Here is a 24,341-nt window from a genome sequence, read left to right as displayed (position 1 = left end):
GGACGGCGGGCGGCGACGCGCGGGCGCCGATGACGAGGCGTCATCAGAACAACGCCTTGGCCGAAGGTGCAAGCGCCGGCCACGCAGCCATGCCCAGCGACAGGACCATGAGCGCCGCCAGCAGCACCCCGAGCAAGGGCAGAACCGCCCGGAACACCGCCCCCGCCGGCACCCGCATCACCCCGCTGACGACATAGACGAGGATGCCGAGCGGCGGCGTCAGCCCGTGGATCATCAGGTTGACGACCAGCACCACGCCGAACTGGATCGGATCGAGCCCCGCCGCCACCGCCGCCGGCAGCAGGAGCGGCGCCAGCAGCAGGATCGCCGCGCCGATGTCGAGGAAGAGCCCGGCGACCAGCAGCACCAGATTGGCGAGCAGCGTCACCGCATAGGGCCCCGCGCCCAGCGCCGTGACGAGCCCCGCCATCTGCTCCGAGACGCGGTCGACCGCGAGCAGGAAGGCGAAGGGCGCGGAGGCGCCGATCAGCAGGCCGATCGCGGCGGTTTCCGTCGCCGCCTTGCGCAGGGCGGCCGCGACGCCGCACGGGCCCAGGCTGCGCAGCGCCAGGCAGGCCGCGGCGGCATAGGCGACGGCGAGCGCCGAGGCTTCCGTGATTGTGACGACACCGAAGCGGATGCCGACGACCACGACGACGCCGAGCCCGATGGCGGGAACCGCTCCGACCAGCGCCCTGCCCCGCTCGGCCGCGCTCGCCCGGGGCGCGGCGTCGGCGACGCCGCGGACGCTCAGATGGATGCCGATGGCGAGCGCCAGCGTCAGCACGCCGCCCGCGACGAAGCCGCCGACCAGCAGCGAGCCGACGGAGAGATTGGTCGCGCTCGCCAGGATCAGGAAGGCGATGGAGGGCGGGATGATGTTGTCGAGCATCGAGACCCCGGCGACGATCGCGGCGGCGTTCGCCGGCGGATAGCCGCGCGCCACCAGCGTCGGCGCCATCACCTTGGCGCCGAAGGCGGCATTGGCGATCGACGAGCCGGAAGCCCCCGAGAACAGGGCGCTGGAGACCAGCGCCGTCTGCGCCAGCCCGGCCCGCCAGTGGCCGACCAGCGTCGCGGCGAAACGGATCAGCCGCTCGGCCAGCCCGCCTTCGGTCAGGAGCTCGCCGGCCAGCAGGAAGAACGGAATCGCCAGCAGCAGGAACTTGCCGACGCCGCCGACCAGGGTCTGGACGATGGCCGGCTCCGGCATCAGCCCGCCGAAGGGCGCCGTGGCCGAGACGCCCGCCAGCAGCGCGAAAGGCAAAGGCGCGCCGAGCAGCAGCCCCGCTCCGGCGAACAGCGCCGCGACGAGGCTCGGCGTCACGACGAGATCGGCTTGCATCCGCGTCGCCGCATGGAGGCACAGACCCAGCGCCAGCGCGGCGATCGCGTCGCGCGCCCCGCTCTCGCGCCGGACATGCAGCAGGAGCAGCAGCAGCGTCAGGCCGCCCGCACCGGAAAACCCGGCGAAGCGCAGCCATTCCGGCAGGCCGAGCACCGTCGAATGCCCGCCGACCAGCACCGCGACATCGGCCCCGCCCAGCGCCAGCACGCAAGCGCCCTGAAAGGCGACGGCCTCGGCCAGCACGCGGGCGGCGCGGCGCCCGCCCGCCGGCAGCAGCTTCACCGCCACGTCCAGCCGCATCGCCAGCGGGCCGGTGGCGGCGAGCGGCGCGCCGATGGCGACCAGCGCCAGGAACAGCCAGGTCGCCAGCTCGTCCGACCAGACGAAGCCGCCGCCGAAGAGATAGCGCCGCAGCACCGCCGCCATCACCACGAGGAACAGCGCCGCCAGGACGAATCCGCCCGAGATCTCCAGCGCGGCGCGCAAAAGCCTCTCGATGCGGGCGAGAGGCCCCGTCGTCTCCTCCCGCTCCCGCATCCCGCTCATCCAGCGCCTCTGCCGCCCTTGTGCCATGCAGGCCCTTCTCCGAGGATGGGGCCGGCGGAATGCTCAGTGGCGAGTCGGCGCGACATCCGTCAAGCGGACGCCATGCCGTCCCGCCTCGCGCGCCATGCAGGGTTGAACCCGCACATGCGGGCGGCCGCCCGCGGCCATTGCCGACCGGGGCCCTCTCAAGCTATCTCGCCCATTCGATCGGGATCTGAAGGCACATGGCGACCGAAACCACACTGCCCGCGGCCGGCTTCGGCGCCAGCCCCTCCGCCCCCTACGATCTCGCCGTCATCGGCGGCGGCATCAATGGCTGCGGCATCGCCCGCGACGCCGCCGGGCGCGGCGCCTCCGTGGTGCTGTTCGAGAAGGACGACCTCGCCAGCGCGACCTCCTCGCGCTCGACCAAGCTGATCCATGGCGGGCTGCGCTATCTCGAATATTACGAGTTCCGGCTGGTGCGCGAGGCGCTGATGGAGCGCGAGCGGCTCTGGGCGATCGCGCCGCACATCATCCGGCCGCTGCGGTTCGTGCTGCCGCATCACAAGGGCTTGCGCCCGGCCTGGCTGCTCCGGCTCGGCCTGTTCCTCTACGACCATATCGGCGGGCGCAAGCTGCTGCCGGCGACGCGCACGCTCGACCTCGCCCACGACCCCGTCGGCCGGCCGCTCAAGGACGACCGGGCGAAAGCCTTCGAATATTCCGACTGCTGGGTGGAGGACGCCCGGCTCGTGGTGCTCAACGCCATGGACGCGGCCGTCCGCGGCGCGGCGATCCACACCCGCACGCGCGTCCTCGCCGCGATCCGCGAGAACGGCCTCTGGCACGTCACGGCGGAAGGTCAGCAGGGGCGCTCCGAGATCTGGGCCAGGGCGCTGGTCAACGCCGCCGGCCCCTGGGTCGGCGAGGTGCTGAACGGCGTCGTCCACAGCAACGCCAGGGCCGGCGTCCGCATGGTGCAGGGCAGCCACATCGTCGTGCCGAAGCTCTACGAGCACGACCGCTGCTACATCTTCCAGAACGGCGACGGCCGCATCGTCTTCGCGATCCCCTACGAGCAGGACTTCACCCTGATCGGCACCACCGACCGCGACTACCGCGGCGACCCCGCCGATGTCGCGGCGACGCCGGAGGAGATCGCCTATCTCTGCGCCGCCGCTAGCGAGTATTTCAGCAAGGCCGTGACGCCGGATTCGGTGGTCTGGACCTATTCGGGCGTGCGCCCGCTCTATGACGACGGCGCCTCCAAGGCGCAGGAGGCGACGCGCGACTACGTGCTCACGCTCGATGCGCCAGAGGGCGAGGCGCCGCTGCTTTCCGTCTTCGGCGGCAAGATCACCACCTATCGCCGCCTCGCCGAATCGGCGCTGGCCAAACTGGCGCCGCATGCGCCCTGGGCCGCCCGCGCCGAATGGACGATGACGGGCGCCCTGCCTGGCGGCGATTTCCCGGTGCGCGGCTTCGACGCCCTCGTCGACGAACTGGCCAGAGCCTATCCCTGGCTCGAGCGCCGCACCGCGACCCGGCTCGCCCGCAGCTACGGGACCCGCGCCCGCGACATCCTGGCCGGCGCGACGCGCCTCGCCGATCTCGGCCGGCCGTTCGGCGCCGATCTCTACGAGCGCGAGGTCCGCTACCTGATGCGGTCCGAATGGGCGCGCCGCGCCGAGGATGTGCTCTGGCGCCGCAGCAAGCTGGGCCTCAGGCTGACGCCGCAGGAGCGCGAGGCGCTCGACGCCTTCATGCAGCAGGAGCCGACGCCGGCCGCCTGACTTTCGACCAACACGACAACCGCTTACGCAGAGCTCCTGACTCTCTTTCTCAGCTCCAGAACCGGATGCGTCCGGCATCCGGCTCCCCGTGCGGCCGGGAGCCGGTGCAAAATCGCGCCGGGCCGCGCCCCGATCGCGTCGGAACGCTTGACTTCCTGCGCCATGATGGGGAATTTGGCGCCCGCTGCGGGTGTAGCTCAATGGTAGAGCAGCAGCCTTCCAAGCTGAATACGAGGGTTCGATTCCCTTCACCCGCTCCAGCTTCCCTCGACATTCCGAATGATCCTCCGGCCTCCGGGGCGCCGCCCACTGAGCCGGCGCGCAGAAGCCGGCAGGGCCCGCTTCCCGATCTCGGGAACGATCTCCGTTCCCGAAGCGGCGGCTGCCGGAGCGCCTCTGGAGGAGATTTCAGGTGCTTGGAAAAAGAAGTGGTGGGGGAAGTAGGACTCGAACCTACGAAGGCATAGCCAGCGGATTTACAGTCCGCCCCCTTTGCCGCTCGGGACATTCCCCCGCCTGCGCCCATGACCGGCTCTCCGAGCCGCGGGCCGCCGATATGTCACTGGCGTGACGACCGGCAGGCGCGGCCGGACTTATGGTGACCGGGCCGCGGCATGTCAACGGCAAAAAGGCGCCCGCGCCAAATTCTCTGCCGCGGGGCGCCGGTTCCTGTGCAAAGCAGCCTAAGCTGCGGCGGCGAGATGCCCGAGCACGAAGCCGACCCGCTCGGCCACGCTCATCCGCGGCAATTCGACCAGCCGGTAGCCGTAGCGGGGATAGACCGCACGCATCGCCTCATAGGTCCTTTGCGCCTCCGCGAGGTCCTGCTTGCGCTCGGCATCCTGCGTGAAGATCTCCGGCCAGGGCGGCGCGATGAAGACACTGGGGCGATAACGGCAGGTCCGGGCCGCCTGCACCAGCGCCTCCGGCTCCGCCAGCCCGCACAGGGCCAGGTAGCCGGCGATGTCGGGGATGCCCCGGTCGAAGAAGACGAGCCCGCTCCCGGCCAGCGCCTGCGCGTGGCTGCGGCGATCCTGCTCCAGCATCAGCGCGGCGAAGAGCCCGCGATCGGCCCAGGGCAGCCCCTGCCCGCCGGCAGCGAGCTGCGCGCGGATCACCGCGCGGCCCGCTTCCGGCATCACCCTGTGGCCGGCGGCGGCGAGCGCCTCGATCAGCGTGGTCTTGCCCGAGCCCGGGCCTCCGGTAACGACGACGAGACGATGGCTGGCATCTGCCATGATTTCAGACCTTTCACGATCGAGGAGGGGTGCGCGGAGCGTTCCGCGCTGGTCAAGCACGCCGCGCCGTGGCACGGCAGGCGAACGATTCTGGAGAAAAAGATGGCCCCGCCATTCCGTCCCAAACAGGCAAGGCCCGCCGGCGGCAGGGCGTCAGGCCATGCCCGCCGCACCGGCGCCCCGCCGCACCGCCCCGGCGATATCGACGAGGCCGTGCTCTACGGCGTGCATCCGGTCGTCGAGGCGCTGCGCAATCCGCAGCGGCGCTTCCGGCGCCTGCTCGCCACCGAGAACGCCCTGCGCCGCCTGCGCGAGGAGGTCGGCGCGCTGCCGCTCGAGGCCGAGCTGGTCCGGCCCTCCGAGATCGACCGGCTGCTGACGCCCGATTCGGTGCATCAGGGACTATACCTGATTTGCGATCCCCTGCCCTCGCCCGATCTCGACAGCCTGCCGGACGACGCTGTGGTCCTCGCCCTCGACCAGATCACCGATCCGCACAATGTCGGCGCGATCCTGCGCTCGGCGGCCGCCTTCGGGGCGGCGGCGGTGATCGTCACCATCCGCCATTCGCCGGCGGCGACCGGGGTGCTGGCGAAATCGGCCTCCGGCGCGCTGGAGCATGTCCCGCTCGTTGCCGTGCGCAATCTCGGCGACGCGCTGGAGACGCTCGGCCGGCGCGGCTTCCTGCGCCTCGGCTTCGATTCGGACGGCGACGTCGCGCTCGACGACGTCGCGCTCCGCCGCCCGCTGGTCATGGTGATGGGGGCCGAGGGCAAGGGCCTGCGCCAGCGGACGCGCGAGCTCTGCGACCATGTCGCAAGGCTGGAGGTGCCCGGCGCGATCACTAGCCTCAACGTCTCGAACGCGACGGCGATCGCGCTCTACGCCGCGAGCCGGCGCCGCTGAGCGGCCTTCCCGCCGGGGCGTCCCGCCCCGGCATTCCGCACGGGCGGTCTCGCCAAGGCGCGGCTTTCCGGCTATGCTCGCCAAGCGCTGCCGGACATCCCCTGCGCGAGCCGCCGCCGCGTTTCCCTCGCCTTCATCCATAGTCGTAAGACCAACGGTGCAAGACCAAGTGCTTGATTGCACCGGTGTCTTTCCGCGCGCAAACCTCTGCCTCAACCCGGAACGGCGTGCGGTTTCGCCGTTCCGGCGGCGCGGATACCGGATCGAGCGAAGCCGGATCGCGCCCCCGGGAAGGACATCGCCAAGGGGAGGCAAACGCCATGAGCATGGCATCGCAGACATCGGGGTCGGCCACGGCGCCACGCCCGATGACACGGGAAGAAAGAAAGGTCATCGTCGCCTCGTCGGCCGGCACGGTCTTCGAGTGGTACGACTTCTACCTGGCCGGCTCGCTGGCCGCCAACATCGCGCAGACCTTCGTGCCCGGCGACAACGACACGGCGAAATTCATCTTCGTGCTGTTCGGCTTCGCGGCCGGCTTCGCGGTGCGGCCCTTCGGCGCGCTGTTCTTCGGCCGCCTCGGCGACATGATCGGCCGCAAATACACCTTCCTCGTCACCATGGTGGTGATGGGCCTTTCCACCTTCGTCGTCGGCCTGCTGCCCAGCTTCCAGAGCATCGGCTATGCGGCGCCCGCGATCTTCATCGCCTGCCGCCTGCTGCAGGGCCTCGCGCTCGGCGGCGAATATGGCGGCGCCGCCACCTATGTGGCCGAGCATGCGCCGATGGGCCGGCGCGGCTTCTACACCTCCTGGATCCAGACCACGGCGACGGTCGGCCTGTTCCTGTCGCTGATCGTCATCCTGGTGCTGCGCCTCAGCATGACGCCGGAAGCCTTCGCCTCCTGGGGCTGGCGCGTGCCGTTCCTGCTCTCGATCATCCTGCTCGGCTTCTCGATCTGGATCCGCCTCCAGCTCGCGGAATCGCCGGCCTTCGTGAAGATGAAGGCGGAAGGCACCCATTCCAAGGCGCCGCTCTCGGAGGCCTTCGGCACCTGGGCCAACGCCAAGATCGGCCTGATCGCGCTGCTCGGCGGCACCGCCGGCCAGGCCGTGGTCTGGTACACCGGCCAGTTCTACGCGCTGTTCTTCCTGACCCAGACGCTGAAGCTCGACGGCACGACCGCGAATCTGATGATCGCGCTGGCGCTGCTGCTCGGCACGCCGTTCTTCATCTTCTTCGGCTGGCTCTCGGACAAGATCGGCCGCAAGCCGATCCTGCTGGCGGGCTGCCTGATCGCGGCGCTGACCTATTTCCCGCTGTTCACCATGCTGGCGAAGACGACGAATCCGAACCTCATCAACGCCACCGAGAACGTGAAGCTCGTCCTCACCGCCGATCCGGCCGCATGCGGCACGCTGTTCGACCCCGTCGGCGTGCGCACCTTCACCAAGCCCTGCGACGTCGTGCGCCGGACGCTCGCCACCAACTCGATCCATTACGATCTGGTGCCGGGTCCCGCGGGTTCGGCCCTGAAAGCGACGGTCAACGGCGCCGACGCGCCGACCGGCGCCAATGAGCTGGTCGCCGCGGCCCAGGCCGCCGGCTACCCGAAGGCCGGCGATGCGAGCATCCTGAAGACACCCTCGCTCGGCGAGCTGTTCTCCAGCAGCCGCGCCCTGCAGGCGGTGGGCATCCTGTTCCTGTTCGTGCTGTTCGTGACGATGGTCTACGGGCCGATCGCCGCGCTGCTGGTCGAGCTCTTCCCGACCCGCATCCGCTACTCGGGCATGTCCCTGCCCTACCATATCGGCAATGGCTGGTTCGGCGGCTTCCTGCCTCCCACCGCCTTCGCCATCGTGGCGGCGAGCGGCAACATCTTCTCGGGCCTGTGGTATCCGATCATCGTGGCGCTCGGCACCTTCGTGATCGGCCTGCTCTTCCTGCCCGAGACCAAGGATCGCGACATCCTGAAGTGACCGCCGCCTCCGGCGACGATCGAGCCCCGCCCGCCAAGGGCGGGGCTTCTCTTTGGCGGGGCTTCTTTTTTGGAAAGCCGGAACGCCCTGCCGGGCCCGCCCGCGACGGCACCCGCTTGCCCTCGCCGGCCGCGGCTGGTAACCGCTACGGATCGTCGACGGTCCCGTTCCGGGAACCGCCGATGCCGGTCCGCAGGGCCGGAAACCGGCGCCGGCTTAGCACAGCGGTAGTGCAGCGGTTTTGTAAACCGAAGGTCGGGGGTTCGATCCCCTCAGCCGGCACCAGTTCTCCCTGGTTCTCAAGGAGGCGTCGACAGCAACTGGAATTGCTGCAGCGAGCGCCGCACCGGGCAACCGATCGGTCTCCTGCTCCGTGTCGGGCGCCGGCGCGGCGGCCTGCTGGAATCCCGCCCGGAGCCCTTCGGACGCCGGCGGATGCCTCCGCCCCCGCAAGCCATGATCCCGGCGTTCCGACCGCAACCGCGGCGGCCCGCCGCCGCCGCGCCGGTCGTCGCCGGAACCGGCGCATTCGAGGGGTCAAAGCGCGGAGCAGGACCTACCAATAGGCGACGAGCTTCCGGCGATCGTCGGCGAAACAGCCGAGCGCATCCGCCTGCGCGCGAAGCGAGCGCACGGCGGCGCGCTCGGCCGCGACCCAGAGATAGCCGGGTTCCGTCCCCAGCGGCATCTCGGTCAGCAGAGAGCCGAGCCGGCTTTGGCCGACGCCGTTCCCGCTGCCTGTCAGCCATGTGACATTCGCCCCCGGATGCTCCGGCAGGGTTTGCTGCTCGCCCGCGTCGCGGACTTCGATGACGACATGGCTCTCCATGTCGCGCGGCGCATTCTCGAGAATCCGGGCAATGGCCGGCAGGCCGGTCGCGTCGCCGAGAAGGATCTGGCGGCGGCAATCCGCCGGCGGCTTGTAGAGCCCGCGCGGATTGTTGATGACCACCCGATCGCCCTCGCTTGCGGCGCAGGCCCAGTCGCTGGCGCAGCCGCCGGCGTGAACGACCATGTCGATGTCGAGTTCGCAGGAAGCGGCATCGTGGCGACGGACCGTATAGGTCGAATAGCGGACGCGGTGGCGGTCCTCGGGAAATGTCCAGCGCCCGTCCGCACCGATCTCCGGCAGGACGAGTTCGCCCGTCTCGGGATCGGGAAAGAACAGGCGCAGATACTCGTCGGCGATGCCGGTCGAGCGGAATCCGGCGAGGCCGCCGCCCCCCAGGGTCAGCCGGATCATCCCCGGCGTGAGATAGCGCCGCCTGACGACGGCAGCTTCATGAAACGGTTTGGGGTTGGCTTCCATCATGCCGATTGAGCCGCCGAAACGCCGCTGCTATGGCGTTGAGTCCTGAGGTATCCGGAGCCAGCGGGTCCATGTCGAGCAGCCTCGACGATGTCGGCACACTCTACGCGCGGGAGCATCGCCGGCTGGAACGGCGGGCTGCCCGGCGCGTCGGTGTCGGCAACGCCGCCGACGTCGTGCAGGACGTCTTCGTCGCCTTCTGGTCGCGCGCCCGGGATCACATCGACTGCCAGGCTTCCTATCTGAGCCGTGCGATCGACTACGCGGCGATCAGCCACCAGCGCGCCGAACGCCGGCGCGCCAGCCTGCCGCTGCGCATCACCGAGGAGCAATATGCCGCGCCCGCCGCCCAGCCCGATCAGGTTGCGGCCGCGCGGCAGGATCTGGAGCGCGTGGCGCGGGCCATTGCGATCCTGCCGGAACGCACGCGCCAGATCTTCCTGCTGAACCGCATGCATGCCTGCAGCTACGACGAGATCGCGGCCGCGTTCGGGATCTCCTACAGCACGGTCGAGCGCGAGATCGCGCGCGCGCTTCTGGCATGCCGGGAGACATTGCGGTAACGCCTGACGCACGATCCACCGGGCCAAAGCCGCAACTCGGGCGCCATGGACACCGACGACAGCCCCCGCTCCGACGAGCTCCTGCTGGAAAAGCAGGCGATCGCGTGGTTCACCCGCATGAACGGGCGCCCCTCCCATGCGGATCGTATGGATTTCGAGGCCTGGCTTGCCGCATCGGGCGACCATGTCCGCCACTATGACAAGGTCGCGGCGCTCTGGTCCGAGATGGGAACGCTCTCGGCCGCTCTCGGCGCCTCCGAGACCGCGGCGCTGGCCGCGCCGCTGGAGCGGATCCGGGCGCTGCGCCGCGCCCGCGGCCGCGGGCGTGCCGCCGCCGGGACCGTGCTGTGCCTCGCTCTTGTCCTGTGCCTCGGCTGGATCTGGCTCGACAGGCCGCATCTGCTCGAGAACTGGCAAGCCGATCAGGTCACCGCCCGCGGCGAACAGCGCACCATCGTGCTGGCGGACGGCTCCACGGCGCAGCTCGATTCGGACAGTGCCCTCGCCGTCGATTTTTCCGACGGGTTGCGGCGCGTCCGCCTGCTCAGGGGGACGGCCTTCTTCGAGGTCAAGCCCTCCGGGATCCCTTTCGTGGTCGGCGCGGGACAGGGCGAGGCGCGCGTGCTGGGCACCAGCTTCGAGGTCGCCGCGAGCGACGACGGCAGCGTGGCCGTCACGCTCGCCAGCGGCAGCGTGACGGTCGAACTGCCTCAGTCCCGCGAGGCCGTCATCCTCAGGCCCGGCGAACGGGTCGCCTATGGCGGGCGCGGTCTCGGCACGGCCGAGGCCGTGGATGTCGCGGATGTCACGGCCTGGCGCAGCGGCCGCCTGATCTTCAACGACATGCCGCTCTCGCAGGTCCTGGCCCGGATCGAGCGCCACCATCGCGGCCGCATCGTTCTGCTCGGCTCCGCGCTCGGCGGACGTCATGTCACCGGCAACGTCACCCTGCGCGACCGCACGGCGGCGCTGGCGGCCCTGCAATCCTCGGTCGGCTTCTCGATCACGACCCTGGGCTCGGTCATCATCGTCTCGCCCTGAGGGAGCGCCGAGCCGACATCGAAAAAATCCAGGACATGTGAGGGTGCGCAGCCCGCCCGTTCGACAAGGAGATAGAGGGCAAGGCTGGACGCCTTGCGCCCATCCTGTACGAAAAGGGCCGGTGGATGCGTTCGATGCGGTTGACGGCGAGGGAAGTTCTCCTCGCAGCGACATTTCTCAGCCCGCTGGCTGCCGGCCTCGCCATTCCCGCCGCCCTGGCGCAGGCGCAGGCGGTGCACAGCTTCGACATTCCGGCAAAGCCGGTCCGCGCCGCGATGAACGATATCGTTCGCGTCACCGGGGTCGACGTCGTCTTCGCCGAGACACCGGCCGCCTCGCGCCGCGGCAATCCGGTCAAGGGCTCGCTGACCGCGGCGCAGGCGGTCGCGACCCTGCTCGACGGCACCGGGCTCGCCTTTCGCTTCAGCAACGCAACCACCGTCCAGATCTATGATCCGACCCGGCCCGCCGCCGCCGGCGGGGCCGTCGAGGGCGCGATCCCGCTGGAGACGATCGAAGTCGTCGGCAGCGGCGTTCCAGGGCTCCCGCCGGCCTATGCCGGCGGCCAGATCGCGACCGGCGGCGGCCTCGGCGTGCTCGGGCAGCGCTCCGTCATGGATACGCCCTTCTCGGTCACGAACTACACCTCCAGGCTGATCGAGGATCAGCGCGCCCAATCCGTCGCCGACGTCGTCAAGAACGATTCCTCGATCCGCAACGTCGAGCCAACCAATGTCGGCAACGCCAATTACTTCGTCATCCGCGGCATCCAGGTCGGCAATGCGGCGATCGCCTTCGGCGGGCTCTTCGGCATCGCCCCCAACGCGCAGTCGACGCTGGCGGGGATCGAGCGGGTCGAGGTCCTGAAGGGTCCCGGCGCCTTCCTCGGCGGCCTCTCGCCGAGCGGGGTCGGCGGCGTCATCAATCTCGTGCCGAAACGCGCCGCGGACGAGCCGCTGACCCGCTTCACCGCGACCTGGATCGGCAAGTCCCAGCTCGGCGGCCATCTCGACCTCGGCCGCCGCTTCGGCGACCAGAAGCAGTTCGGCCTGCGCGCCAACCTGCAATATCGCGACGGCGGCACGCCGATCAGCCAGCAGTCGCAGACCCTGGTCAACGGCACGATCGGTCTCGACTATCGCAGCGACGCCTTCCGCATCTCGCTGGATGCCGGCTACCAGGTGCTGAACACCGACCGGATGAACAACACGGTCACACCCCTGGCCAACGAGCCGGTGCCGCGCCCGATCAAGCCGGACAAGAGCTATGTCTCCCCCTGGAACTACAGCAAGTTCGCAGACAGCTTCAGCATGGTCCAGGCCGAATACGACCTGACCCGCAACGTCACCGTCTACGGCAAGGCCGGCGTCAGCCATATGGACTGGGACCAGGCGGTGGAGGCCGGCACCGGCCTCAGGCGCAACGGCAACTTCACCAGCACAGGCTCTCGCTACCAGATCGACATCAACCGCTATTCCGGCGAGGCGGGTGTTCGCGGGCGCTTCCAGACCGGCCCGCTCGACCATGAGGTCGTCATCTCCGCCAACACCTTCTACCAGGCGCGCGCCTCCGGCCTGCCGGCGACGCTCTCGGTGACCCCGTCGAACATCTACCACCCGACCTTCTCGCCCAACCCGATCATGCCGGAAGCCCGGCGCTATCGCCAGAACGACAACAGCTTCACCAGCTATTCGATCTCGGACACGATCTCGGCCCTCGACAAGCGCCTGCAGGTGACGCTCGGCGTGCGCAAGCAGTTCGTCGACATCAACAACTACACGCTGCAGACCGGCTTGCTCTCCTCCCGCAACAAGAGCGATGCGGTGACCCCGGTCGTGGGCCTGGTCGTGAAGCCGCTCGAGAACGTCTCGCTCTACGCCAGCTATATCGAGGGCCTGACGGCGGGCTCGGTCGTCGGCAACACCTTCGCCAATGCCGGCCAGGTCCTGCCGCCCTTCGTCACCAAGCAGTACGAAGCCGGGGTCAAGATCGACTGGGGCAGGCTGATGACCTCCGTCGCCGTCTTCCAGTCGACGCAAGCCTCGGGCATCGCCGACACCGCCACCAACCTCTTCACCGACAATGGCGAGACGCGCTATCGCGGCGTCGAGCTCAGCGTCGCCGGCGAGATCGTGGAGAGCGTCCGGGTGCTCGGCGGCATCACCTTCCTCGATTCAAAGCTGGTGCGCACCGCCAACGGCACCTTCGACGGCAACGAGGCGCAGGGCACGCCGCGCGTTCAGGCCAATCTCGGCCTCGAATGGGATCCGGGCTTCGTCCGCAACCTCACGCTCTTCGGCCGGATGATCTATACCGGCTCGAACTATGCCGACGCCGCCAATCTGCAGAAGCTGAAGGCCTGGACGACCTTCGACATCGGCGCCCGCTACAAGATCGAGCGGGCCGGCGCCAAGCCGATCATCCTGCAGGCGAACGTCACGAACCTGTTCAACAAGGCCTATTGGACGACCTATCCGGGCTACAATCTGCTCTATCCCAGCGAGGCGCGCATGGTTTCGCTCTCCTCGACTTTCGAGTTCTAGGATCGCAGGCGGGGAAAGCGTGGCGACACTCCTCTGCCGACGCGGCTTCACGGCGGGCGGGGCGGCCATCCTGGCCGGCTCCGCCCTTGCCCCCTCCGAGCGCCGCATGGTCGAGACGCCGCTCGGTCGCGTCGAGATCCCGGCCGAGCCGCGCCGGGTGGTGGCGATCGACTCGCGCATCAGCCTGGAGATGGCGCTGGCGCTCGCCTTGCCCCTAATTGGCTACAGCCACAGCCGCGCGAGGCCCTGGGTGCCGGTGCCGGCCTCGGTGCCGTTCCTGGCCGCGCCGCCCGATCTCGAACAGATCCTGATGCTCGAACCCGACCTGATCCTGTGTCCGGACACCTCCCCTCACTCGGAATGGTGGCCGCTCGCCAGGCTGAGGCGGATCGCCCCCGTCCTGCCGAGCAACCATCGCACGCACTGGCGCGGCAATCTGAGCCGGCTGGCCGGCTGGCTGGCGCGCACCGGCGCCTTTGAACGCGAAGCCGCCGCCTATGACGAGCGGATTGCCGCGCTGCGCCGGCGCCATGCCCCCGCGCTCCGGCGGAGCCTGCTCACGGCAGCGACCTATGACCCGCTGAAGCGGCGGCTCATGGTGCGCAGCGACGGTACGGGATACGGCTTCGTGATGCCGGCCCAGGTCCTGGCCGATCTCGGCGGCCGTGGCGTCGAGGCCGGGCGGCTCGGCCCCTATGGCGAGGTCGCGCTGGAGTCGCTGGGAGGCGTGCTCGGACAGGTGGACGGCATCCTGCTGATCGATCTGGGCGACGGCGCCCCGACGGCGCTCGCCCGCGAACCGCTCTGGCAGCGGCTGCGGGCGGTTCGGGCGGGACAGGTGCATGTCACGCAGGGGAACAGCATCTTCGGGTCGGTCTACACCGCGCATCATCTCGCGGGCGCCTGGGATGCGTTGCTGACCCGGATGCCGTCGTGACGCGGGCACCGCCGCTGGCGATCGTCTTCGGAGCCTTGCTGCTGCTCGCGGCCTCGCTCGCCGCACTGACGCTCGGCCTGCGGCCGATCGCGGCCGGCGAATGGCTCGCCATCCTGCGCGACGGGCGCGGCAGCGAAGCCGCCGAGATCGTGCTGGGGCTTCGCCTGCCGCGCGTCCTTCTGGGAGCGATGGTCGGTTCCGCTCTGGGACTTGCCGGCGCGGTCGTCCAGATGGCGACACGGAACCCGCTGGGCGATCCGGGCCTGCTCGGCATCAATGCGGGGGCGAGCCTCGCGCTGATCCTCGGCAGCGATCTCGTCGGCCTTGCCGGCCCGCAGGCCGCGACCTGGCTCGCGGCCTGCGGAGCTGCCGGAGCGGTGCTCGCGGTCCAGGCGCTGGCGGGCGCGCGCGGCGGCGCCGACCCGATCCGCCTCACGCTTGCCGGCGTCGCCGTCACGGCCCTGTGCATCGGCATCGGCCAGGCGATCGCGCTGGCGGACCCCGAGCGCTTCGATCTCGTCAGGAACTGGCGCGTCGGCGCCCTCTCCGGGGCGGCCGATGCGGTGCTGCCGAGCCTGACCGCCGCATGGCTCGCCGGAACGCTTCTGGCGCTCGCTCTGGCGCCGCGCCTCGACCTGCTCGCGCTCGGGGACGACCGCGCCGCCTCGCTCGGCGTCGCCGTCCGGCCGACGCGGCTCGGGTCGCTCCTTGCCGTCGTCCTGCTCGCCGGCGGCGCGGTCGCGGCAGCCGGCCCCATCGCCTTCATCGGCCTCGCCGCCCCGCATATCGCGCGCCGTCTCGGCGGCATCGGCGCGGTGGCGCATCTGCCGCTCTCCGGCCTGATCGGCGCCGCTCTCGTGGTGAGCGCCGACACGCTCGGCCGCATCGCGACGCCGCCCGCCGAGGTACCGGTCGGCGTCGTCGCCGGGCTCCTTGGCGCGCCCATCCTGATCCTGCTCGCCCGCCGCCGGAGCGCCGCCGCATGACAGGCCTCGCCGGACGGCGCCAAAGGCTCCCCGGCCGCGCGATCGCGCGGCCGGCGCTGTGCCAGGTCGCGCTGGGGCTCGTCAGCCTGGCCCTGGCGCTGGCCTGCCTGACGCTGGGCACGATCAGGCTCACGCCGCTCCAGGCGTTGCAGGCGCTTGCCGGGCAGGAAAGCCCGGCGCTGCAATTGCTCGTCGACTGGCGCCTGCCCCGGATCGGGGCGGCGCTCGCGGCCGGCGCCGCCCTCGGCCTCTCGGGCGCCTTGTTCCAGACATTGCTCCGCAATCCGCTCGGCAGCCCCGACATCGTCGGCTTCGACGCCGGCGCGTTCGGCGGCGCCATGCTGGCGCTGCTCGCAGGCCTCGCGCCGGCGCTGGTCGCGCTGGCGGCCTTCGGCGGCGGCCTCGCTGCCGGCATCCTGGTCTATCTCGCGGCCGGCGGCCTGCATGCCGAGCGCGGCCGGCTGATCCTCATCGGCATCGCGGTCGGAGCGGCCTTCACGGCGCTGGGCGACTGGATGATCTTCGTCGCGCCTCTCGACATCGCGCTGGTCGCCGCCAACTGGAAGCAGGGAGCGCTCGCCGGCGTCGATGCGCCGCGGCTGGCCATCGGCGCGGCGATCCTGGGGCTGCTGCTGCCTCTCGGGCTGGCCTGCGGCCGCCTGGTCGAGGCGCTCGCGCTCGGAGACGACAAGGCGCAATCCCTCGGCGTTCCGGCCGGCTGGGCCCGGCTTCGGCTCGGCCTCGTCGGCCTCGGCCTCACGGCGACGGCGACCTTCATCGCCGGGCCGATCGGCTTCGTCGCGCTGATCGCGCCGCAGGCGGCGCGCAGGCTCGTCGGCTCGGCCGGATTGCCGCTGGCGACCTCCGCCCTCTTCGGCGCGGCCTTCCTGCTGGCGAGCGATGCGGTCGCGCGGATCGCGCTGGCGCCGCGATCCCTCCCCGTCGGGGCCGTGACGGCCTGCCTCGGCGGAGCCTATCTCGCCCTGCTGTTCGGCACCTGGATCCGCCGTGGAGAGCGTCTGCGATGAATGCCGGAACGAGGCTGCGAGCGGAGGCCCTGCGCGCGCATCACGGCGCGCGCGAGGTGCTCAAGGGGATCGATCTCGCGCTGCCGGCCGGCGGCTTCACGGTGATCGTCGGCCCCAATGCCTGCGGCAAGTCGACCTTGCTGAGAAGCCTCGCGCGGCTGCATCGGCCTTCCGGCGGCACCGTCCTGCTCGATGGCCTTTCGATCGCGCGCTATCGCCCGCGCGACCGCGCCCGCCTTCTCGCGGTGCTGCCGCAGGGAGCGGAAGCGCCGGAGGGGATCACCGTGGTCGACCTCGTCGCGCGCGGACGGCATCCCCACCGGAGCCTGTTCCAGCCCTGGACCGCCGCCGACCAGACCGCGGTGGAAACAGCCATGGTTTCGGCGGGCGTCTCGCTGCTGGCGGAGCGCAGGCTCGAAAGCCTGTCCGGAGGCCAGCGCCAGAAGGCCTGGATCGCGATGGCGCTGGCCCAGGGCGCGGACATCCTGCTTCTGGACGAGCCCACGACATTTCTCGATCTCGCCCATCAGATCGACGTGCTCGAACTCTGCGTCGCCCTGAACCGCGCCGGCACGACCATCGTTGCGGTGCTGCACGATCTGAACCAGGCCGCCCGCTACGCCTCCCGGCTCGTGGTGATGCGCGCGGGAGAGATCGTGGCGCAGGGCCTGCCGGAAGACCTGCTGACACCCGGCTTCATCGACGCGATCTTCCACGTCCCCTGCATCGTCATGCCCGACCCGCTGACGGGAAAGCCGTTGATCGTCCCGAAACCCGTCCCGCCCTCGAGGTGACCCGCCGCGCCGGCCCGATGGACGACCTCCCGGCGGCGGGAGCCGCACCGCCCTGCGGCCGCGAGCCGCCGAAGCTCAGGGAGGCGCCGAGGCGGCATCGGAGGGCTTGAACGTCCCTGCGCCGGCGGGAACATGCCCGGCTCGCTTCGCGTCATTGCAACAGAGGACCCTATGGCGGTGATATGCTGCCATGCGAAAAGGCTGGTCCGGCCGAATCGCCGGTTCGCCGCGCTCGTGGAGGCTTTGATGAAACGCATCGCAGTCGCGTTCGCGCTGATCCTGGGCGCGCAGGGCGCCATCGCGCAGCCGCGCCCGTCGACGCCGGCGCGCTCCTGCGCCGCGAGCCGCCAGGACGTGCTGGCGCACGGGGCCGCCGTGCTCGGCACCGGCGGCCAGACCTATGACCGCTTCGTCCGGGATCGCAGCTTCTGCCAGTTCGACGAGATCATCGAACCGGCCTGGGTGCCGAGCCGCGACACCCCGACCTGCTTCGTCGGCTATCGCTGCAAGACCGGCTCGTTCTGGGACGATTGAGACGCCCGCCCGCCGGGAACACCGCAGGGCGTCGGCCGTTGTCTACCGAGGGGCGGTTTCTCCAACGGAGGTGCGCAATGCGTCGCCTGTTCCTCATCGCGGCTTCGGTGGCGCCGCTGCTCTTCGCCGCCGGCACCGAGGCGGTCGCCCAGAACCGCGGCGGCGGGCACGGCTTCCGGGCCGGGGGCTTCCACGGCGGCGGCTTCGGCGGCTGGCGCGGCGCACGCGGCTGGCACGGCGCCGCGGGCTGGCGCGGCGCCTATCGGGGCTACCGGCCGCACGGCGGGTACTGGCGCGGCGGCTATCGCCGCTGGGGCGGACGTCCCGGGTGGGGCTGGGGCGCCGCAGGCCTGGCCGCGACCCTCGGCACGCTCGGCGCCTATCCGGGCTACGGCTATTACGCCTATCCAGCTTACGGCTACGAGGTTTACCCCGCCTACCCCGTCTATCCGGCCTACCCCGCCTATGGCGCCGTTCCGGCGGCCTCGGGCGGGCGCTGCAGCACGCCGGTCAAGATCTGCACGCTCTACCGGCGGGCGCCGCTCGGCATCGGCTGCTCCTGCCGGGTTCCGGGCGGCCGCGCGCGCGGCACCGTGATCGGCCCCTGAGGGCCGGCCCGGCGCCGTAGGCCGGGGCCGCGGCCCGCATCGAAGCTGGCCGTGCCCGGCCGCAATGCGCTAGGATGCCCGGCAATGACCGACCGGAAGCCGCCTCGCCGCGGCCCAAGGCATCCCGATCGCGTTGTGGAACGAATGGACGACCGGAACCGTCTTCTGGCGCTGGCGGAGCGTTGCGAGGCTTCCAGCAGGCCCGACCGCGGGCTCGACGCCGATATCTACGAGGCGCTGGGCTTCACGGTGCGGCGCAAGCCGACGCGCTTCGCCACGCGGCGCACGCCGGCCGGCGGCATCTATCAGCAGGGCAGCCTCTGGAAGTCGCTCGGCGCGGTCAGCGGCGACATCGACACTGCCGTCACGCTGCTGCGCGAAAAGGCCCCGGGCTGGAGCTGGAGCCTGCAATGCCTCGTCTCCGACGACAGCCTCGCCTTCCAGGCTCTGGTGGCGGAGTGCTCGGGCCAGGGCGTGATCGGCTCGCTCGCGCTCTGCGCGGCGATGCTGCGCGCGCTCGCACGCCGCACGGGCGAGCCGGGCGAGCAGCCTTGAGAACGCGCCCGGCCGCGGAACGCCGCGCCCGGCCGGCGGGCAGCGCTTTGCCGGCCCCGCGCCTCGCGCCGGGCCGCCGCCCCGTGCTACAGCGATGGCGAACCGCAGGCCCGCCGCTTCAGGATCCGTCATGACCGAGCGATTTGGCGCGATCTCCTTCGTCGCCAGCGAAACCCCGGAAGCCGAGGCCGCCCTCGCCAAGCTGGTCGAGCGCTACGGCAATGCCGACCCGTCCGAGGCCGACGTCATCGTCGCGCTCGGCGGCGACGGGCTGATGCTGCAGACGCTGCATCGCTTCCTCGGCACCCGCAAGCCGATCTACGGCATGAATCGCGGCTCGGTCGGCTTCCTGATGAACGAGTTCCGCGAGCGCGGCCTGCGCAAGCGGCTCGAGGCCGCCGAGCGCAGCGTCGTCCACCCCCTGTCGATGCACGCCGTCGAGCGCCAGGGCGGCGAGGTCGAGGCCAAGGCGATCAACGAGGTCTCGCTGCTGCGCCGCTCCTACCAGGCCGCCAAGCTCCGCATCTCCATCGACGGCCAGGTCCGTCTCGCCGAGCTGATCGCCGACGGGGTGCTGCTGGCGACGCCGGCCGGCTCGACCGCCTACAACCTCTCCGCCAACGGCCCGATCCTGCCGCTCGACGCGCCCTTGCTGGCCCTGACGCCGATCTCCGCCTTCCGGCCCCGGCGCTGGCGCGGCGCCCTGCTACCCGACTATGCCAAGGTGACGATCGAGGTGCTGGAGGCCGACAAGCGCCCGGTCAGCGCCGTCGCCGACCATACCCAGATCGACGAGGTCGCCTCGGTCTCGATCGCGATCGACCGCAGCGTCGACCTCGTCATGCTGCACGATCCCGGCCACAGCCTCGACGAGCGCATCCTGAGGGAACAGTTCGGCTACTGAACCCTCGCCGTCACGGCGCTCGCGACGACGCGGAGGCGATCAGGCCGCGTCGCGCAGATCGCCGCTTTCGAGCTCGATCAGGAAGGACGGGTCGGCCTCGATCAGCAGCGCGAAGGCGGCGTCGTCCGCCAGCGAATCCGCCATCAGCCGGGCCTGCTCGCGCGCGGCCTCGGCGTCCATCCGCCGCAGCAGCGCCAGCAGCGCATCGGCCTCCGGCCCCGCCATCGCCTCGCAGGCGTCCAGCACGTCGCGCAGCAGCGCACGGTCGATGCCCTGCGATCCGCCGGCATCGAAGCCGCGCGCGTTCAGCGCTAGGATCGCCGCGACGAAGGCGGGCTCCAGCGCGGGCGGCAGCCCGGCCTTGCGGCAGAGCGCCCGCAGGCCCGCGCCGCGCCGGTCGCGCAGCAGCGCCGCGACGCGCATCCGCGGCAGTTCCGACAGAGCGACGAAGGCCGCCTCCGCCAGCGCCGGTTCGCCGCTCAGCAGCGAGCGCAGCATCAGCCCCGGCGTCAGCCGCCCGGTCGCGCGCAGCACCTCGACGATCGCCGGCGCGTCGCTCGCCTCGCCGCCGGCGGCCAGGGCCACCGCGACGCGCTCGGTCGATTCGCGCGCCAGCCGCGCGCTGCGCTCCGGCGTCAGCCAGCCGCAGCCCGAGACGAAATGCGCCAGCGCGTCGGAGACGCGGGCCGCGATCACCTGCCGCAGGCCCGGCGGCAGGTCGGGCCGCTCCAGCAGGGCCTCGCGCAGCGCCCCGGCATCGCCGCAGCGCTCGATCATCCGCTCGAAGGAGAAGGCGGGAATCTCCGCCGTCCGGTTGCCGGCGAGGGTCAGCAGGGCCTCCTCGCAGCCGACCTCCGCCAGCGCCGCCGCGACGCTCGCCGGCAGGCGACGGCGCATGGCAATGGCGCGCTGGGCGAGCCCGTCGCCGACGGCGGCGGCATCGACCAGATCGGCCTCGGTCAGCACCGGCGAGCGCGCCAGCACCAGCGCCGCGACGTCGCCCTGCTCGGCGACAAGGCCGAGCGCCAGGCTGCGCGGCGTACGCGGCGAAACCGCGACCGCCTCGGCGATGGCGCGGCGCACCGGCGGCGACGGGTCGTCGAGCAGCGCGATGAGCGCCGTCTCCGCTTCCCGCTCGTCCTCCGGCGAGAGTCGCGCGCCCAGATAGGCTCCGGCCAGCGCCGCGGCGCCGGAGGCGCGCGCCTCGGCCGGAGCCGTGCGGGCCCAGAGCAGGAAACGGCGAACGATCATGCACCGCTCCGCTGGGTCATGAAGGAAGACAGGTCGAGCGGCCCGCGGCGCGGCTTGCCGGCGGCCCGGGTCGCGCTTGCGGCGGGATCGGCGAGCTCGGCGGGGCGCGTCGGCGGCAAGGGCGCGGCCACGGCCTTGCCCTGCCCGTCGCCGTCCGGAGCGCCGCGAGCCTCGGCAGCGACCGGCGACGCGTCGCTCTTCACCCGCGGGAAATAGCGCTCGCCGCCTTCCAGCGAGGCCATGCGGGTGCCGTTGGCGCGCGGCGTCGTCCAGAGATTGGCGACGGCCTGCGAGACCGGGGAGCGCGAGCCGCCGGTCGAGAACAGCCCGATCAGCCCATGCGCCCGTCCCGGCTGGAGCGCCGCGACGATCTCGGCCGCCGGGGTTTCGCCGGCCGCGGCGCTTCCGGTCGCGGTCGCCGCGATCTGCGTGCTGGCATGGCTGGCGGCGAGCGCGCCATAGACCTCCTGGGCGCTGCGCGCCCGGCCGGCCTTGTCGTAGAAGATGCCGCGATTGGCGGCGGCGGCCTCGGGGAAGTCGCGGGCCGCGACGCGACCCGGATCGGTCGCGGCGGTGCGGATCAGCTCGGCGGCGCCGCGCGCGCCCAGCACATGCGCCATATAGAGCTCGCCCGCCTGCGGCTGGCGGCCGAGACTGCTGGCGAGCTGATCGCGGTTCTTCTGGGTCAGCGCGCCGGCCATCACGGCCGAGACCTGCGGATCGTTGCGCAATTGCAGGATCTTCTCGCGCATCGCCGGATCGGTGACGCTGAGCCGCCCGCCGCTTTCGCTGATCGCGTCGGCATAGCCCTGCAGGCCCTGCTTCGGCCCCTCCTGCTTCACCATCGACAGCCAGGTCTGCTCGATGAACTGGAAGAGGCCGGTGGCACTCGAGGATTTCGCCTTGGCGTCGGGGGTCAGCGCCGATTCCCGCTGCGCGGTCTTGAGCAGATAGTCGAAGCCCGTGCCGGTCCGCTCCGCGCCCTGGCGGATGGCGCTGACGACCGGATCGGGGCTTTGCGTCTCGCGGCTCGGCGGGGTGGTGAAGAGGAACATTGGCGGTCTCGAACGCGCCGCGCCGCGACGCTGCGGGGACGCGCCGCGAGATTGCCTCACTTATGGTAAGCGAAGCGTTAAGGCCGCCCCGCTCCCGGTTAACCGGATGCTTTCCGCTTCCCTCCCGGCTGAACCCCCTTTACCACTTTTCGCGCCGGCTCACTGGCCGGCATCTTTGATGCGGAGAATGTCGATGGCCGAACGGGTGCGTCACAAGCGCGGCGGGATCTACTTCGAGGACTTCCAGGTCGGCGCCGTCATCGAGCACGGCCTGACGCGGACCGTCACGCAGATGGACAACATGCTGTTCTCCAACATGACGCTGAACCCGCAACCCCTTCACATCGATGCGCATTTCTGCGCAACCGAGACGGAATGGGGCAAGCCGCTGATGAACTCGCTGTTCACGCTCGGGCTGATGATCGGCATCTCCGTCAACGACACCACCCTCGGCACCACCATCGGCAATCTCGGCATGACCGACGTCGTCTTCCCCGCCCCGCTCTTCGAGGGCGACACGGTGAACTGCACCACCGAGATCGTGGCCAAGCGCGAGTCGCGCTCGCGGCCCGACGCCGGCATCGTGGAGTTTCTCCATAAAGCCTACAAGCAGGACGGCACGCTGGTCGCGCAATGCCGCCGCCAGGCCTTCATGCGCAAGCACCCCGCCCCCGCCCCGGTCGCGGTCTGACCCGGATGCGCTCGCTCCTGTTCGTGCCGGGCGACAGCCCGAAGAAGCAGCAGAAGGGCCTGGAGAGCGGCGCCGACGCGCTGATCCTCGACCTCGAGGATTCCGTCGCCCTCGACGGCAAGCCGCAGGCCCGCGCGATCACCCGCGACTTCCTCGAGGCGGCCCGCGCCCTGCCGCGGCGGCCGCGGCTGATCGTGCGGATCAACGGCCTGGCGACCGGGATGAGCGATGCCGATCTCGACGCGGTGATGCCCGGCGCGCCGGACGCGATCATGCTGCCGAAATCGGAGGGCGGCGTCGATGTCGGCCATCTCGCCGCCAAGATCGCCGTGCGCGAGGCCGAAGCCGAATTGCCCGACGGCGCGACCGGCATCCTCCCGATCGCGACAGAGAACGGCAAGGGCGTCTTCGGCCTCGGCAGCTATGCCCGCTCCTCGCACCGGCTGATGGCGCTGACCTGGGGCGCCGAGGACCTTTCGGCCGAGCTCGGCGCCGAGACCAACCGGCTGGAGGACGGCTCCTATGCCGATCCCTACCGCCTCGCCCGCGCGCTCACCCTGCTCGGCGCCAGCGCGGCGCAGGTCGAGGCGATCGACACCGTCTTCACCCATTTTCGCGACGAGGCGGCCTTCCGCGCCGAATGCCTCGCCGCCCGGCGCGACGGCTTCACCGGCAAGATGGCGATCCACCCGGCGCAGGTCGCGCCGATCAACCAGATCTTCGCCCCGGCGCCGGAAGCGCTCGCCAGGGCCGAGCGGATCATCGCGCTCTTCGCCGCCAATCCCGGCGCCGGCGTGATCGGCCTCGATGGCGAAATGCTGGATCGTCCCCATCTGATCAGGGCGGAGCGTCTCGTCGCCCGCGCTCGCAAACTGGCTGAATGATCGGCCGGAGGTGATTCCGATGACTCAGGTTTTCGAAGTGTCCGGCATGCATTGCAGCGGCTGTGCCGCCGCCGTCCAGCGCGCCGCCGCGGCTCTGGTCCCGGGCGCCAAGGTCACGCTCGACCCGCCGCGCCTGATGGTGCCGGAAGGTGCGGCGCTGGAGGCCGCGACGCTGAACAAGGCGCTCGCCGAACTGGGCGAGTACCGGGTGAAGGGCCCGCTGGCGGACGGCTGACCCGCTCCGCCGGCGGCCGGTCCCTACCCGCCCGGCGGCCGCTGGATCGAGAACAGCTCGGTCACCGCGGCGTAGTCGGCATAGCCACAGCGCGCGATCGGGTTGGCCCCGGCCGTGTCGAAGCGCCCGTCCTTGACGAAGGCGTCGTCGATGAAGATGCCGACGACCTGGCCGATCACCATCCAGCGCGGCACCTCCTGGCCGTCGATGTCGCGCAATTGCTGGATCGAGACGGATTTGCATTCCAGCGCCGCCGGCGTGCCGGCCACGCGCGGCGGCCTGACGAAACGCGACGGCGCCATGTCGAGCCCGGCATGGGCGTATTCGCTCTGCCCGCGCGGCAGCGGCGCCGAGGTCAGGTTCATCTGCCGCACCAGCGCGCCCGAGACCAGCGAGCAGGTGAACTCGCCGGTCTCCTCGATGAAGCTCACCGCGTCCTTCTTGTTCTCCGAGGAGAACACGACCATGTTCGGCCGCGCCGAGATCGCGTTGAAGAAGCTGTAGGGCGAGAGGTTGACCTCGCCCTTGCCGTTCAGCGCCGTGATCCAGCCGATCGGCCGCGGCGCGACGATGGCCTTGAACGGATCATGAGCGAAGCCGAGATCGTCCCGCGTCGCCGAATAGATCATCG

Annotated in this window: 23 protein-coding genes and 3 tRNA genes; 19 read left to right on the top strand and 7 right to left on the bottom strand. The window is 71.0% G+C overall.

The genetic code is table 11. The features are described 5' to 3' along the window. Window positions 1-43: 43 nt before the first annotated feature. Entirely contained in the window at window positions 44-1,894 is a 1,851-nt protein-coding gene (locus tag ACWH43_RS10035) for a TRAP transporter large permease (protein WP_158444474.1), read from the bottom strand. 224 nt (window positions 1,895-2,118) lie between these two features. Here ACWH43_RS10035 and glpD point away from each other — a divergent pair, with 224 nt between their 5' ends. Continuing rightward, a complete protein-coding gene (gene glpD, locus ACWH43_RS10030; protein WP_158444475.1) occupies window positions 2,119-3,669 on the top strand; it encodes a glycerol-3-phosphate dehydrogenase in 1,551 nt (516 codons plus the stop codon). A gap of 186 nt (window positions 3,670-3,855) precedes the next feature. Then, a tRNA-Gly gene (locus ACWH43_RS10025) sits at window positions 3,856-3,929 on the top strand. Window positions 3,930-4,098: 169 nt separating this feature from the next. Here the strand turns inward: ACWH43_RS10025 and ACWH43_RS10020 are convergent. Further along, window positions 4,099-4,183: transfer RNA gene (locus tag ACWH43_RS10020), tRNA-Tyr, on the bottom strand. Between the two features lie 169 nt (window positions 4,184-4,352). Continuing rightward, the gene (locus ACWH43_RS10015) at window positions 4,353-4,907 is read right to left on the bottom strand and encodes an AAA family ATPase (RefSeq protein ID WP_158444476.1); all 555 of its coding nucleotides are present in this window, start codon (window positions 4,905-4,907) and stop codon (window positions 4,353-4,355) included. 102 nt (window positions 4,908-5,009) lie between these two features. Here ACWH43_RS10015 and rlmB point away from each other — a divergent pair, with 102 nt between their 5' ends. The 3 genes from rlmB to ACWH43_RS10000 all read left to right on the top strand — a co-directional run bounded on the left by rlmB (window position 5,010) and on the right by ACWH43_RS10000 (window position 8,077). After that, entirely contained in the window at window positions 5,010-5,813 is an 804-nt protein-coding gene (rlmB, locus tag ACWH43_RS10010) for a 23S rRNA (guanosine(2251)-2'-O)-methyltransferase RlmB (RefSeq protein WP_158444477.1), read from the top strand. 320 nt (window positions 5,814-6,133) lie between these two features. Further along, a complete protein-coding gene (locus ACWH43_RS10005; protein ID WP_158444478.1) occupies window positions 6,134-7,792 on the top strand; it encodes an MFS transporter in 1,659 nt (552 codons plus the stop codon). Window positions 7,793-8,002: 210 nt separating this feature from the next. Continuing rightward, a tRNA-Thr gene (locus ACWH43_RS10000) sits at window positions 8,003-8,077 on the top strand. Between the two features lie 271 nt (window positions 8,078-8,348). Here the strand turns inward: ACWH43_RS10000 and ACWH43_RS09995 are convergent. Then, entirely contained in the window at window positions 8,349-9,104 is a 756-nt protein-coding gene (locus ACWH43_RS09995; protein ID WP_158444479.1) for a siderophore-interacting protein, read from the bottom strand. A gap of 68 nt (window positions 9,105-9,172) precedes the next feature. On the opposite strand from ACWH43_RS09995, the gene ACWH43_RS09990 reads away from it, so the two are divergent. The 11 genes from ACWH43_RS09990 (at window position 9,173) to ACWH43_RS09940 (ending at window position 19,594) form a co-directional block, all read left to right on the top strand. Continuing rightward, the gene (locus ACWH43_RS09990; protein ID WP_260349317.1) at window positions 9,173-9,664 is read left to right on the top strand and encodes an RNA polymerase sigma factor; all 492 of its coding nucleotides are present in this window, start codon (window positions 9,173-9,175) and stop codon (window positions 9,662-9,664) included. A gap of 45 nt (window positions 9,665-9,709) precedes the next feature. Further along, the gene (locus ACWH43_RS09985; RefSeq protein WP_158444481.1) at window positions 9,710-10,705 is read left to right on the top strand and encodes a FecR family protein; all 996 of its coding nucleotides are present in this window, start codon (window positions 9,710-9,712) and stop codon (window positions 10,703-10,705) included. A 134-nt stretch (window positions 10,706-10,839) separates the two neighbouring features. After that, window positions 10,840-13,248, top strand: a complete 2,409-nt coding sequence (locus tag ACWH43_RS09980) for a TonB-dependent receptor (RefSeq protein ID WP_260349318.1) — start codon at window positions 10,840-10,842, stop codon at window positions 13,246-13,248. 19 nt (window positions 13,249-13,267) lie between these two features. After that, window positions 13,268-14,185: a hypothetical protein gene (locus tag ACWH43_RS09975; protein WP_448153450.1), complete on the top strand. Its 918-nt coding sequence runs from the start codon at window positions 13,268-13,270 to the stop codon at window positions 14,183-14,185. Then, entirely contained in the window at window positions 14,182-15,171 is a 990-nt protein-coding gene (locus tag ACWH43_RS09970; protein ID WP_260349319.1) for a FecCD family ABC transporter permease, read from the top strand. Before ACWH43_RS09975 ends, ACWH43_RS09970 begins: the two co-directional genes overlap by 4 nt. After that, window positions 15,168-16,199, top strand: coding sequence for a FecCD family ABC transporter permease (locus ACWH43_RS09965; protein ID WP_158444485.1), 1,032 nt, complete (start codon window positions 15,168-15,170; stop codon window positions 16,197-16,199). The genes ACWH43_RS09970 and ACWH43_RS09965 overlap by 4 nt, the downstream gene beginning before the upstream one ends. Continuing rightward, window positions 16,196-16,993 (top strand): ABC transporter ATP-binding protein, encoded by a 798-nt coding sequence (locus tag ACWH43_RS09960; RefSeq protein ID WP_158444486.1) that lies wholly within the window; start codon window positions 16,196-16,198, stop codon window positions 16,991-16,993. The genes ACWH43_RS09965 and ACWH43_RS09960 overlap by 4 nt, the downstream gene beginning before the upstream one ends. A gap of 246 nt (window positions 16,994-17,239) precedes the next feature. Beyond that, the gene (locus tag ACWH43_RS09955; protein ID WP_158444487.1) at window positions 17,240-17,527 is read left to right on the top strand and encodes a hypothetical protein; all 288 of its coding nucleotides are present in this window, start codon (window positions 17,240-17,242) and stop codon (window positions 17,525-17,527) included. Between the two features lie 77 nt (window positions 17,528-17,604). Continuing rightward, entirely contained in the window at window positions 17,605-18,135 is a 531-nt protein-coding gene (locus ACWH43_RS09950; protein WP_260349320.1) for a hypothetical protein, read from the top strand. Window positions 18,136-18,279: 144 nt separating this feature from the next. Beyond that, window positions 18,280-18,690 (top strand): hypothetical protein, encoded by a 411-nt coding sequence (locus ACWH43_RS09945; RefSeq protein ID WP_158444488.1) that lies wholly within the window; start codon window positions 18,280-18,282, stop codon window positions 18,688-18,690. Between the two features lie 130 nt (window positions 18,691-18,820). Further along, on the top strand, window positions 18,821-19,594 hold the full coding sequence (locus ACWH43_RS09940; protein WP_158444489.1) for an NAD kinase: 774 nt from the start codon (window positions 18,821-18,823) through the stop codon (window positions 19,592-19,594). A gap of 39 nt (window positions 19,595-19,633) precedes the next feature. Here ACWH43_RS09940 and ACWH43_RS09935 read toward each other — a convergent pair whose 3' ends face one another. Next, window positions 19,634-20,845, bottom strand: a complete 1,212-nt coding sequence (locus ACWH43_RS09935; protein WP_158448388.1) for a DUF2336 domain-containing protein — start codon at window positions 20,843-20,845, stop codon at window positions 19,634-19,636. Continuing rightward, window positions 20,842-21,900: a lytic transglycosylase domain-containing protein gene (locus ACWH43_RS09930; RefSeq protein ID WP_158448387.1), complete on the bottom strand. Its 1,059-nt coding sequence runs from the start codon at window positions 21,898-21,900 to the stop codon at window positions 20,842-20,844. The genes ACWH43_RS09935 and ACWH43_RS09930 overlap by 4 nt, the downstream gene beginning before the upstream one ends. Before the next feature lie 193 nt (window positions 21,901-22,093). Here ACWH43_RS09930 and ACWH43_RS09925 point away from each other — a divergent pair, with 193 nt between their 5' ends. The 3 genes from ACWH43_RS09925 to ACWH43_RS09915 are packed head-to-tail and all read left to right on the top strand — an operon-like array spanning window position 22,094 to window position 23,710. Beyond that, on the top strand, window positions 22,094-22,591 hold the full coding sequence (locus ACWH43_RS09925; RefSeq protein WP_158444034.1) for a MaoC family dehydratase: 498 nt from the start codon (window positions 22,094-22,096) through the stop codon (window positions 22,589-22,591). A 5-nt stretch (window positions 22,592-22,596) separates the two neighbouring features. Beyond that, complete coding sequence (locus tag ACWH43_RS09920) at window positions 22,597-23,475, top strand: HpcH/HpaI aldolase/citrate lyase family protein (protein WP_158444033.1); 879 nt, start codon at window positions 22,597-22,599, stop codon at window positions 23,473-23,475. Between the two features lie 19 nt (window positions 23,476-23,494). Beyond that, window positions 23,495-23,710 (top strand): cation transporter, encoded by a 216-nt coding sequence (locus ACWH43_RS09915; RefSeq protein WP_158444032.1) that lies wholly within the window; start codon window positions 23,495-23,497, stop codon window positions 23,708-23,710. Window positions 23,711-23,733: 23 nt separating this feature from the next. Here the strand turns inward: ACWH43_RS09915 and ACWH43_RS09910 are convergent, their stop codons facing one another. Then, the gene (locus tag ACWH43_RS09910; protein WP_158448386.1) at window positions 23,734-24,339 is read right to left on the bottom strand and encodes a flavin reductase family protein; all 606 of its coding nucleotides are present in this window, start codon (window positions 24,337-24,339) and stop codon (window positions 23,734-23,736) included. Window positions 24,340-24,341: the final 2 nt, after the last annotated feature.

This window comes from Allobosea minatitlanensis (genome assembly GCF_964020775.1).
The sequence above is the reverse complement of the archived record's forward strand: the minus strand, read 5'-3'. Positions and strand labels throughout refer to the sequence as shown.